At 51.2% G+C, this 11155-nt stretch carries 19 protein-coding genes and 1 pseudogene; 11 read left to right on the top strand and 9 right to left on the bottom strand.

What is annotated here, in order from left to right; genetic code table 11:
- Positions 1-179: 179 nt before the first annotated feature.
- The 9 genes and pseudogenes from C1N59_RS22535 to C1N59_RS22495 all read right to left on the bottom strand — a co-directional run bounded on the left by C1N59_RS22535 (position 180) and on the right by C1N59_RS22495 (position 4855).
- Positions 180-1031: an antitermination protein Q gene (locus C1N59_RS22535; RefSeq protein ID WP_193553033.1), complete on the bottom strand. Its 852-nt coding sequence runs from the start codon at positions 1029-1031 to the stop codon at positions 180-182.
- A 38-nt stretch (positions 1032-1069) separates the two neighbouring features.
- Positions 1070-1426, bottom strand: a complete 357-nt coding sequence (locus C1N59_RS22530; protein ID WP_041456118.1) for a RusA family crossover junction endodeoxyribonuclease — start codon at positions 1424-1426, stop codon at positions 1070-1072.
- A complete protein-coding gene (locus C1N59_RS22525) occupies positions 1426-2838 on the bottom strand; it encodes a replicative DNA helicase (RefSeq protein ID WP_089517263.1) in 1413 nt (470 codons plus the stop codon). The genes C1N59_RS22530 and C1N59_RS22525 overlap by 1 nt, the downstream gene beginning before the upstream one ends.
- A complete protein-coding gene (locus tag C1N59_RS22520; protein WP_394551374.1) occupies positions 2831-3244 on the bottom strand; it encodes a hypothetical protein in 414 nt (137 codons plus the stop codon). Before C1N59_RS22520 ends, C1N59_RS22525 begins: the two co-directional genes overlap by 8 nt.
- Before the next feature lie 152 nt (positions 3245-3396).
- Positions 3397-3894 (bottom strand): annotated as a pseudogene (locus C1N59_RS22515) (replication protein); the annotation flags it as partial.
- Complete coding sequence (locus tag C1N59_RS22510; RefSeq protein ID WP_264272045.1) at positions 3887-4039, bottom strand: hypothetical protein; 153 nt, start codon at positions 4037-4039, stop codon at positions 3887-3889. The gene C1N59_RS22510 and the pseudogene C1N59_RS22515, both read right to left, overlap by 8 nt.
- Before the next feature lie 55 nt (positions 4040-4094).
- The gene (locus C1N59_RS22505; protein WP_394551372.1) at positions 4095-4280 is read right to left on the bottom strand and encodes a DUF4222 domain-containing protein; all 186 of its coding nucleotides are present in this window, start codon (positions 4278-4280) and stop codon (positions 4095-4097) included.
- A complete protein-coding gene (locus C1N59_RS22500; RefSeq protein ID WP_394551370.1) occupies positions 4273-4596 on the bottom strand; it encodes a hypothetical protein in 324 nt (107 codons plus the stop codon). Before C1N59_RS22500 ends, C1N59_RS22505 begins: the two co-directional genes overlap by 8 nt.
- Positions 4597-4624: 28 nt before the next feature.
- Positions 4625-4855, bottom strand: a complete 231-nt coding sequence (locus tag C1N59_RS22495) for a transcriptional regulator (protein WP_028715519.1) — start codon at positions 4853-4855, stop codon at positions 4625-4627.
- A gap of 97 nt (positions 4856-4952) precedes the next feature.
- Between C1N59_RS22495 and C1N59_RS22490 the strand changes: the two genes are divergently transcribed.
- The 11 genes from C1N59_RS22490 to C1N59_RS22440 form a co-directional block, all read left to right on the top strand.
- A complete protein-coding gene (locus C1N59_RS22490) occupies positions 4953-5639 on the top strand; it encodes a LexA family protein (RefSeq protein ID WP_110957205.1) in 687 nt (228 codons plus the stop codon).
- 793 nt (positions 5640-6432) lie between these two features.
- Complete coding sequence (locus C1N59_RS22485; protein ID WP_394551367.1) at positions 6433-6837, top strand: hypothetical protein; 405 nt, start codon at positions 6433-6435, stop codon at positions 6835-6837.
- On the top strand, positions 6834-6962 hold the full coding sequence (locus tag C1N59_RS22480; RefSeq protein ID WP_257793782.1) for a hypothetical protein: 129 nt from the start codon (positions 6834-6836) through the stop codon (positions 6960-6962). The genes C1N59_RS22485 and C1N59_RS22480 overlap by 4 nt, the downstream gene beginning before the upstream one ends.
- Entirely contained in the window at positions 6959-7168 is a 210-nt protein-coding gene (locus C1N59_RS22475) for a hypothetical protein (RefSeq protein ID WP_128392019.1), read from the top strand. Before C1N59_RS22480 ends, C1N59_RS22475 begins: the two co-directional genes overlap by 4 nt.
- On the top strand, positions 7137-7805 hold the full coding sequence (exoX, locus tag C1N59_RS22470) for an exodeoxyribonuclease X (protein WP_394551364.1): 669 nt from the start codon (positions 7137-7139) through the stop codon (positions 7803-7805). The genes C1N59_RS22475 and exoX overlap by 32 nt, the downstream gene beginning before the upstream one ends.
- 1 nt (position 7806) lies before the next feature.
- Entirely contained in the window at positions 7807-8472 is a 666-nt protein-coding gene (locus C1N59_RS22465; RefSeq protein WP_394551362.1) for an ATP-binding protein, read from the top strand.
- On the top strand, positions 8472-9170 hold the full coding sequence (locus C1N59_RS22460) for a hypothetical protein (protein WP_394551360.1): 699 nt from the start codon (positions 8472-8474) through the stop codon (positions 9168-9170). The genes C1N59_RS22465 and C1N59_RS22460 overlap by 1 nt, the downstream gene beginning before the upstream one ends.
- A gap of 84 nt (positions 9171-9254) precedes the next feature.
- Positions 9255-9788 carry an HD family hydrolase gene (locus C1N59_RS22455; protein ID WP_394551358.1) on the top strand — a complete coding sequence of 178 codons (534 nt, stop codon included), beginning with the start codon at positions 9255-9257 and terminating at the stop codon, positions 9786-9788.
- Positions 9788-10243 carry a hypothetical protein gene (locus tag C1N59_RS22450; protein WP_394551356.1) on the top strand — a complete coding sequence of 152 codons (456 nt, stop codon included), beginning with the start codon at positions 9788-9790 and terminating at the stop codon, positions 10241-10243. Before C1N59_RS22455 ends, C1N59_RS22450 begins: the two co-directional genes overlap by 1 nt.
- Complete coding sequence (locus C1N59_RS22445) at positions 10236-10595, top strand: hypothetical protein (protein ID WP_394551354.1); 360 nt, start codon at positions 10236-10238, stop codon at positions 10593-10595. The genes C1N59_RS22450 and C1N59_RS22445 overlap by 8 nt, the downstream gene beginning before the upstream one ends.
- Positions 10588-11155: DNA adenine methylase (locus tag C1N59_RS22440; RefSeq protein WP_394551352.1), on the top strand; the 568-nt coding region annotated here is incomplete at its 3' end. The genes C1N59_RS22445 and C1N59_RS22440, both read left to right, overlap by 8 nt.

Below are 11155 nucleotides of genomic sequence, written 5' to 3'. Positions count from 1 at the left end.
CACCTCACAAGCCTTTAAAGCAAAAACGCCCGCTGGCTGGTAAGGCCGCGGGCGCTTTCAGTTAATCCACAACTTGCAACTGTCCGGTTTTTTCCCCGCTGATGAACAGCGCGGAGAAATCCCATCATTGGCGTGATAATGGTCCATTTTATTCACGCCGTCAATACATGAGATAAATCTTATTGCTTCATATTCCTGATTTCACTGTTTCCGGTCACACGCTGTAGCATATCCCCCGCTATGGACTCTTCCTTGTGGCACTGGGTAATGAGCGCTTCATAGAAAGGTTTGAAATTGCGTGACCACGTTGGCTGGCTCACTGCCATAACGGCATACCCAACAGCACGGCGCACAGTTTCAGCAGGCAGGCGCGCATAGCCGCGGCCGGTGCATTTCGTGCAGGTTTTCATGACAGGTACGCCCTGAATCTCGCTCTGCTCAATGTCCAGCACCTTACCCTTACCATGACAGCGACACGCATTGCTGATCATGCCCTTCCCTTCACAGGTGCCGCAACGGACACGCTGAATCTCTCTTACCTCTCTGACTTTTTCATAACTGGACGGTACGAAGCCTTCGACGCCCATACGTACTGAGGCTTTCACCAACTCCCGCGCCGGAAAAGGCATGTGTGATTTAGTGGTGAATACCTCCGCGTCGATAAACCCGGTACCACCGCAGCAGGTGCAGGGGCGTGTACTTGCCGCGCTGCGCGAATAGTCCATGTAGGCAAACGTTGCGAGCAATTGCACAAATTCGCGTTTAATATTCTCATCGAGTTCGGCGACTGCCCGGAAAAGCCCCGCCTTACTCAGACCGAATTCAGTTAACATTTCTACGGCGCGATCACTGGACGTGATGCCATGCTTGGACAGGAATAATTCAAATCCGAAACGAGCCTGCGCGCCAGTCAGTCCGAAGGATGCCATCACATCCGAAATATCCAGGCTGTCACTGGCCGTTGCCCGTGGAGAATCGCTGAACATAGGTGATTTTGGTGCGAAAAACTTTATCGTGCTTTCAAGGTTCAAGGTGATTCTCCTTACTGAATTTTGCTGCGTTTATAATTTCAGGCAATGCTCTCGATCCTTATCTGCCCTTTTTCTCCCCAGATTTTTGTAATACGTGCATCCCATACGGCGCTGTCTTCTTCAAACACGGCGTCCATCAACGCTTTGTGCAGGTTATCGACATCGGGCCTTTGCTGGTGGGGCTGGCCGCTGAACTGCGCACGCTTCTTTTTGCTCCAGCTGTCGGGCATGGGCAATACAAACGTGATGTGACAACCGCTGTCAGGCAACTTGATTTGGTTTAAGCGCACCTCATCGCAAAATGCCCGGTACCGGAGGACAGCCGGCCGTTTTGCCCAGCGGTCACGTTGAGTCTGACGGGGCTTGCCCAATGGCGTGATGTCATAAATTTTGATCAAAATAGTCTCCCCGTTGATTCATTACCGTTGCGTGATGATTTATCCCGGCCAGCGTGCGCCGGTCTCTCGCGGGCAAGCTGCGCCGCTATTGCCTGATCTGTTCCACGGAAATGGCCGTTTCGGAATTCCTGATAAACCACGCCACCCTGTGGGCCATGACGGTTTTTACCGATAATGATTTCAGCCAGGTGCGCGGCCGGGCTGTCCGGGTTATAGGCACCATCGCGATAAATGAACCAGATGCCGTCTGCGTCCTGCTCAATGCTGCCACTGTCACGCAGATCGGCATTTAAAGGGCGTTTGTTCGGGCGCTTTTCAACTTCGCGCGACAGCTGGCTGAGGCAGATAACGGGCGTGTTAAGCTCCATCGCCATGGTTTTGAGGCCGCGTGTTATCTCACCGATCGCCAGGTCATTACGTTCTGCCGATGGCTTTTTGATGAGCCCCAGATAGTCAGCCAGGATAAGCGACAGACCCGGATAACGATTTTTATGACGTGTGGCCACCGCTCTGATTTGTTCAATGCTGAGGTTTGTTGCATCGACAACCCAGACATCGAGATTCGCAAGCTCAGCCAGCCCCATGGAGATCCGGCCCCAGTCCTCATCGTCAAGGTGGCTGGCTTTGCGCAGTTTGGAAACTGAAACGTTGGACGCATTCGCCAGCTGGCGCTCGATGATCTGGCCTGCCTGCATTTCCATGCTAAAAATCAGAACGCCGCGCTGCACCCGCTCAGTACCGAGAGAAACAGTGCGCTGGGCTATGCCCTCGGCGATTTTCAATGCCAGCTCGGTTTTACCCATGCCCGGGCGGGCAGCGATAACGATCAGGTCGGTGTCGTTTAAACCACCTGTGATTTCGTCCAGATCATCAATGCCCGTTTTGATGGTGTTCGACTCTTCATCACCGGCCACGCGTTTTTCCAGCGTGTCCATATACCCGTTAAGCAGTTCACTGGCGCGGACCGGCAGCACTTCTTCATCTGGCCGACTGATGTTCATCAGCTGGCGCGTGAAGTCCTGAATACCTTCCATCGCGGTATCATGGTTGTAGGCGCTGGTGATCTTCTCGTAATGGCTTTCCATGAGACTGATAAAGCCCCGGACCATGTATTTTTCATTGAGGCTTTTTGCATAGCCTTTCATGTTCGCCGCGCTGGGCACCATCTTCATGGTTTCCATCACATCAGCAAAAATACCGTTTTCATTGCCCATGGCCTCAGCCACCAGCAGCGCATCAATCATTTTTTTCTGCGTCGCCTGGCGCTTAATCTCGGTATACAGCTTTGAGTAAAACGGGTTCGTGAATGCTGCTGGCTCGACGGTAGCCAGGACATCGTAGGCATCAGGCGTCAAACCGGAATGAAGCAGACAACCCAGCACGCTGGCTTCGAGATACAGATCAGACATGGTTGCCCCTCCGAATCATCAGTAACGTGTCAGGCTTCATCAGCCAGTCGAAGTTTGCATGCCAGCCGCTGTTGCTTTTGCCGAAATAGGATGCGCGGGCCTCATTGAAAAAAGCGCTGAAATAATTGCGGAAACACTCGTTTGCCGATTTTTCACGTGGGAAGTGTGTCGCCAGACGGCGGATAGCCTTCACTCTGTCTTCGTCAATTTCGGCATACATCAGACGGCCGGCCGCTAAATCGTTGTACGCATCGATCACGGCATCGCAGTCAACTTCAACCTGATTTTCATCCCACTGGGTGGCATCAGCCAGATAGCCGTCAAAGCGGTTCACACGGCAGATGTTCGCGGGCTTGGCGACCGTACCGTTACGGCGTTTCCACGTCTCCGCGACCCAGCGCACCACCAGCTTTAGGTCATCAACGGTGTAGGCTTCGCGGGACGGACGTTCAGTAAGTAAAACGGCAAAAGCTTCTGCAGAGCGGCAGGTGGTGCCTGTGACCTCGTTGTAATACTCCAGGACCTGTTTTGCCTGTGATAAAACTTCCTCCGAAAATTCCCCCTTGGGGCTTTAGGGGGATCTGTATTTATTGTCTTTTGAATATTGTCTTTTGTGTTTAGCTGTTTTAGCGAATGGGTATTAGCTGTTTCGGCTAAACTTTTATTAGCTGAGTCAGCTAAACATTCGCTGTTTTGGCTAATCTTCTTCATATCCCACATTGAGACATACTTGTTGATGCCCACTTTCGAGCCACCCTGGACTAAAAATCCACGCTCGATAAGCTGACGCTTAGAAGAGCATACGTGTGTATGGTGAATGCCCGTCATTGTAGCGATCTGGGTATTGGTAATCCGGTCCATGGACTTGTTGAAACCATAGGTTTTACGCATCACGGCCAGCATGATTTTTAACTGACGAGCAGTAAGATCAGCCAGTAACAGCTGATCGGTAAGCTCATTAGCGACACGCATGAAGCCATCTTCGGTATCGGCCACGCGCTGCTCCTCACGCCCCGGACGGGCGCTAAATTGGATTATTTCTGCGGTATTACTCATGGCCGGACCTCTCCCGCTTCGCCTGCTCCAGTGCCTGACGTAGCAGCCGACAGGCATCAGGTGAATACTGGCGTGCGAGTTCATCCCGCGCCATGTCTTTATGTACAGTAGTTTCCTGTTGCGGCTTACGGCGTTTTTGTCGCATAATTAACCTCGCTTCCCAAAAGCAACGCTGTACACGACTGGACAGTTCGCGCTGTTCAGTCGCTCTTTCCCACCTCAATGAAATACTTCTCGAAGTACCATTTCGGCACACAGCACAGATGTTCGTAATCAGGCCGCATGAAGATGACCCTGCGTTCCTGCCTGTCGTAACTGATGATGCGCACGACAATGCCGCGCTTGTCCTGAAAGCGCTTGTCGGTTTCAACAAACCTTTCATCCACCAGCGCCCCCCTCTTTCAAACGAATGTTCTCAAGCATCGATAAGAGCGTTCGCGCCTCTTCACCTGTCAGAATCACGTTTTGCTCACACCCCGGCGCCGCAATACATCCCTCTGGCAAACCCAGCTGGTGAATCATTCGGCATGCCAGTTGACAGATGCGGATCTTCTGACGACTGAGACCAGAAGGATGAATCCCCATATCGAGCGCCAGGGCCTTATTACCTTGAGTGATTGCCTCACGGTGAAAAAAGCTCTCCAGCGTTTCCGGCTTACAGTTAACACGTACCGAATTGCTCGAAATTGCAGTTGATTCCATTTACTTTCTTCCCTCGTAATTGTTGAAATTAAGCCGCTTTTAATTCAGGCCAGATGCTTTCCCAGTCAGTAGGATGGAGGTTTTTACGTGTAACTTTTCCATCACTGGCTTTTTCAATGAGCACGCACAGCGCCGGTCCAAGCTCATGGTTTTTGCTCAACGCTTTACGCAAATAACCAATGGTTGTTCCGCACGTATCCGCAAAAGTGCGTTGCTCACTGAGAGATAGGGCGTTTAGGTAGATCCGTAACTCTTCCATCTCATGGTTCCTGTTTACCTTTAATCTGATGGAGTTTACCCACAGGTAACGCTTTAAGCAATACCCGCAGGCCATTTACCACAGGGTAAATAAATTTATGATGTCGGACATGGACAAATACGAGAAAAGGCGTCAGCGCCTAATACAGATTCGAGATGAGTTCTGCGGCGGAAAAGCTGTGGATGTTGCTCGCAAAATCGAAAGAGAACCTTCTTACGTCTCGCGCATGCTTTATGAAGATGGTAAAAAAGGTAAAAAGCGAATCGCGGATGATATGGTTGAAGTCATCGAAAAAGCTTTTTCTTTACCGCGTGGCTGGATGGATGGCATTTCTGATGATGGCCATGGAAATGTCCAGTTCGCACAGAAACACAAAGAAACGAAAGGATTCCCGTTGATCAGCTGGGTAAGCGCAGGGCAATGGCTAGAAGCTATAGAGCCCTACAAATTACATGAAATTGACGAGTGGCCAGAAACAACTATCAATGCTGGTCCTCAATCTTTCTGGCTCACGGTTCGTGGTGATTCAATGACTTCCCCGGTTGGATTCACCGTGCCAGAAGGCATGATTATTTTGGTGGATCCCAGCAAAGAAGCAAAAAGCGGTAAACTGGTTGTCGCCAAGTTAACGAATGACAATGAGGCAACCTTCAAAATGTATATCGAGGATGCCGGTCGTAAGTTCCTTAAGCCCCTTAATCCCCAATACCCCATTACTGAAATTGACGGAAATTGCACCATTATCGGCACTGTGATCGATGTGAAGTGGCAAAAAATACCGTAAGCCATCAAATCTAACCCGCTTCAAGCGGGTTTTTTTATATCTGAACTCTCTCAAGTCAAAAAATTAAATTACCTGAAATTTCAATCAGGTAAACTTTTTCGCCTAAATTGTTTACCTTTGGGTATAGACAGGTGGATTACCTTGGGGTAACGTTTATTGCACAGCAAGACGCAGCCCATCGCAGACAGCTGTTCTGCTCTTTAACAATCCGCAAAGTCGAAACAGCACACGAACCTTGTTTAGACCCCAACGCATAAATGCGGCGTATCACCGGGCGCGATCCGGTCGGTGAGAAGGCTACCCCCGCGCGAAAGTGAAGGCGGCGAACGGGCAACACTGGCGGGATGTAGTGTGCAAAGCGCAAATCTTCATCAGTTTTTTTGATCTGCGTAAAATAGCAGGCGCAACATCAAAACGAACTGGTCAGTAAGTTTTTCGCCTCACCAGGGCAAAGTCCGGAATCCCGCAGCAGTTCAGTTGGACTTAAAAGTAAACGCGGGCTTGAAGCTGGAGGATGGGGCCAGCACACAACGGAAAGAGCGCTACACCGGATATGCGTGTCAGCACCTGTGTAACCTCCCCTGGCGGCGTGGTAGTTAGGTCGCAAAGGCAGCGTTACGGGTATGCGGCGTAAGGTGGTCAAAGGTAGCGCTCTCCCCGTTGTGGTGAATTGCAGTCCTTCGAGACAACCAGAAGATCAGCACCTGGCGCCACAACCCCACATTGCTGTGTAGTCTTTGGCCCCCGCCTCGGGGGCATTTTTTTGACTGCTTTTCAGCGCTCCGAGGTATCCATGAATTTCATCCCAAAACTGACCCGGCAGCGCATCAGCGAACTGCCCGAGGGAACGCCGATCCGTATCGGTGCCCTCGTTGTCGTTTTCGACGGCTGCACAATCGAACCGAATTATAAGGGTGAGGATGAAACCTTTGTTTATTACATCGATGAGAACGGCCAGCGGGAACGCCATTTCGAATGGCTGTTACTCGAGTCAGGCACGGAATTTATCGAATCGGAACTGTGCGAATACTGCGCCCGGTTCCGGCACCCCACGGACATAAAGCAAGTTGCTATCAGATTCTGGAACCGCAGCGAGGTCCGTTCATTCTGCAGCGACAAAGGCTGCGCAAACCTTTACCAGCAAACAATCCGCGTCCCGGCAGCGCGCCAGGGCAAACCAAGGAGACGTATCTCATGAGCCCTGTAGATCGCCTGCAGTTCAAACATCGCCTGACGGGCGCTGATTTCCATCCAAAGCCGCGCCACTGGCTGACGCCGCTGCTTATCGCATTGTGTGTGGTGGCGGGAATGTGCCTGCTATGACAGTGACAACCATCCCCACTGAATTCGCCCTTAATGAGGCAATGCGTTCGCTGGCGCTGAGTACCATCCTGGCGCTGTGCGAGCAAAATCAAATCAGTCCGGCAGATCTGGAAATGCTGGCCCACCAGCTGGCCCAGCGTGAAGCAAACGCGGACGCTAAATCAGGAGCTTTGAATGTCCACCATCATTCGCGTGATCGACACTGAAACTACCAGCTTTGAAGGTGGCGTGTGTGAACTGGCCAGTATCGACATCGTTGGCGGCAAACTGTGTAACCCTATGAGCGATTTTGTTAAGCCGCCCGAGCCGATTACCGTTGGCGCCATGGCAGTGCATCACATCACTGAGGCGATGGTTGCCGATGCCCCGCCACTTAGCGATGTAATTGATCGTTATCTGGGTGCCGACGTTTACGTGGCGCACAACGCCGCGTTTGACCGGCCAAAGCTGCCACAGATAACCGCGCCGTGGATCTGCACGCTCAAACTGGCCCGCAAGCTTTATCCAGAGCTGGAAAGCCATTCCAACCAGTATTTGCGTTATCACTTCATGCTCGATGTTGATGTGCCTGAAAACCTTCACGCGCACCGGGCGCTGTACGACTGTTACGTTACAGCGGCGCTTCTGCTACGTCTGAACCGTGACGCGCGCCTGACGATAGCCCAGATGCGCGACATATCTGCGCGGCCTTCCCTGCTTCACACGATGCGCTTTGGCAAGCATAAGGGCAAAACCTTCGAAGAGATTGCCGGACAGGACCAGGGTTATCTTCGCTGGGCGCTGGCAAATATGGATCTGGATGAAGACCAGAAATTTACCATGCAACATTACCTGGAGGGCTGATATGGGCATTCCGGTTCTTATCCTGGGTGATTCCGGTTCAGGCAAGTCTGCCAGCCTGATGCACCTGAAACCTGATGATGGCTTTCTCGTTAACCCGGAAAACAAACGTCTCCCGTTTAAATCCTCTGGCTGGAAACCTCGCGATTTCACCGCCAAAACCGGCAACGTGTTTTTTACTGATGTGCCTGGCGACATTGTGCTGATCATCACCCACGCCCGCCGCGCCGGTAAGAAATTCGTTGTGGTTGACGATTTTCAGTATGTGATGGGTAACCAGTTCATGCGGCGCCGCAGTGAAAAGTCGTTCGAGAAGTTCACAGAGATTGGGGGCGGCGCATGGGACGTGATCCGGGCGGCGCAGGCAGCGGAAGACGATCTGATTGTTTATTTCCTCGCTCACACGGAAGAGACACCAGCCGGCCGAATCAAGATGAAGACCATCGGCAAAATGCTGGACGAGAAAATCACGGTTGAGGGGATGTTCAGTATTGCCCTGCGCACTGGCGTGTCTGACGGTCGCTATTACTTTACCACCCAGTCAGACGGCACAGACCCGGTTAAATCCCCGATCGGCCTGTTCGACCAATTCCAGATTGATAACGACCTGAACGCTGTTGATACGGCGATCCGGGACTATTACGAACTTAATGACGGAGTAACCGCATAATGCAGCAACCAATTTTCACATTCGATCCTGAATCAGCCAAGACGGCCGGACCTTCTGGCGCATCTGAGGGTGGCGCTTACGCTGGTACCATCAAATCAGCCATTTTTACCCAGGCGCGAGACGCCGAATCGAAATCAGAGTCCATGGAGTTTTCCCTTGATTCTGATGTTGGCACTATCAACTTTCTGCGTGTTTCTTATGTTGGTCGTGACGGCAATCCCTTACGCAGCGGGAACGCAATGATTCAGGCGATTATGGGCCTGACCAAAACAAAAGCCCTACACGCTACAGAAGTCCGTAACGACAAAAATGAAGTCGAATATCACTGCAAGGATCTGGAAGGCAAACCCATCGGATTTGTTCTGCAAAAAGTTCTCTATACCAAACAGGACGGAAAAGACGGTTACCGCTTCGAAATTCGCCAGGCCTTTGGACCACAAACCCGCAAAACATATAAAGAAGCGACAGAAAACCTACCCGCTGAGGTGGTGGATAAACTCGTTGCCTCACTGACTGACAAAGACGAACGCCAGCCGCAGCAAACGCACAGTGGTCCGGGCTCAATGTTAGGTGGCGGTGTTAACAATGGATGGGGTCAACCTCAACAGCCACAGTCACGATTAGCTCAGGCTGCTGGTGGAGGTCCTCGTAATAATAGCAATCCTCCACCTGATTTCGACGACGATATCCCGTTCTGATGATGTACAAAAAACAACCTTAATTTTGATTGCCGTTCACCATAACCGCCTGCATCTGAGGCGGTTTTTTTATGAGATTTTACTATGTCATGGATAACCACTCAGTCAGGCAAGCATTTCGATTACACCAATGTGACAGCGGATGCTATCTGCATTGAAGACATCGCCTGCGCCCTTTCCAACATCTGCCGCTTCACCGGTCATGTGCAGGACTTTTACAGCGTGGCGCAGCACTCCGTTCACGTCAGCTATCTGGTAGAGCCAGAGTTCGCGCTCGAAGCCCTGTTGCACGATGCCGCCGAGGCATACTGCAGCGACATTAATTCGCAGCTTAAGCAATTGCTGCCTGATTACCGCCTCATGATCAAGTCGGTTGAGGAAGCCATAGCGGATAAATTCGGCTTACCCCACGCAATAAGCGCCCCGGTCAAGAATGCGGATCTGGTCATGCTCGCGACCGAACGCCGCGACCTTGATTTAGACGATGGCAAGCGTTGGCCCATGCTGGATGGTGTTGAGGCAAATACCACATTCATTATCGCCCCGCTCAACCCGCGCCAGGCACGTGTGCTTTTCCTTCAACGTTACAACGATTTGAAAGTTAAGGACGGTGAATAATGGAAGAGAAAAAATTTTGCTATCGCTACGTTGAGGGCAACGATAGCCAGGGACGCCCTGTCGTCATGCTTTGGGAAAACGTGATAATACGCGAGACGGAAAAAACCTTCTGGCACACCTGGGACCTGCCTCAGATGTCGATAGAGCAGATGAGAACGTATCGCAGTAAACCAGGCGACAAGCAGGTTAAACGCTGCCTTAAACATGCCGCTCGTTCTGGTTATCACCTGTCGAAAGAGGAAGCGATGCGGGCATTCGTTTACCGCAAAACCTACCAGCTAAACCGACTTCGCCTTACTGCCGAAACAGTCGAAATGTGCCTGAAAGGGCTGAGCATCGCCGGATACATTCAGGATGGAAAGGTGCTAAGCGCGCCGGGAGATCCCCAATTTCTTGCCAGTGAATCCCCTGGGCCAGTTGCTTCCGAATATAGCTGGGGGGATGGTAATGGCTAAAACAATACAACTATCTAATGCTGCATTTGTTTTCACTGATGCCGCTACAGGTCAGGGCTACATGCGTAAGCTGAGCGAGTTTGAAGCCAATCTGATTGCTGCACAGTTGAGCACTTTAGACGGCGGTCAACTTAAGGCCGGCCCCGTTCATCCAGTGGAAATTCGGCTTGTGTCAGTAGAAGAGGCGCGCGTGGCAAAAGCCATTCAGGTTCAGGATGCACCACTGGAACACTGTGCGGCTGGAAAAGATGGTGAATGTTATCACCGCCAATGTCCGCAAATTCGTGATAACGAGCCCGAGCATTCCGGCCGACATTGCCCATTAGATAACGGTGATGATTATGATGGATAAAATAAAACATCCTGTTATCCGTTATCACGGCGGTAAATTTCGCTTAGCGTCATGGATAACCAGTCACTTTCCGTCCCATCGTTGTTATGTTGAACCCTTTGGCGGCGCTGCGTCGGTTCTGTTGAAAAAAGAACCTAGTGAAGCAGAGGTTTATAATGATCTTGATGGTGAAATAGTCAATCTTTTCAGAGTCCTTCGTGATTCCAGCAAAAGCTTAAAGCTTATTGAGGCATGCGCGCTTACGCCCTATTCACGTGAAGAATTTTATAACGCATATCAACCGTCAGAGGATCCTGTAGAAAGAGCCAGGCGAACTATAGTCCGCGCTGCGATGGGCTTTGGCAGCGCAGGAGCAACAAAAGGCTCTACAGGTTTTAGACTGGATACAAAACGGAATAGCGCTACCGCTCAGGCTATCTTTGCAAGGCAACCAGATAACCTCGTTGCCGTAGCAAGCCGTTTCTCAGGTGTGCTCGTTGAAAACCGTGATGCAATTCAATGCATGAGAGATCATGACACTGAAAGCACTTTGCATTTTGTAGATCCACCCTATATGCATG

This window comes from Pantoea sp. SGAir0183 (assembly GCF_043545505.1).
This window is presented reverse-complemented; position numbering and strand designations above follow the sequence as displayed.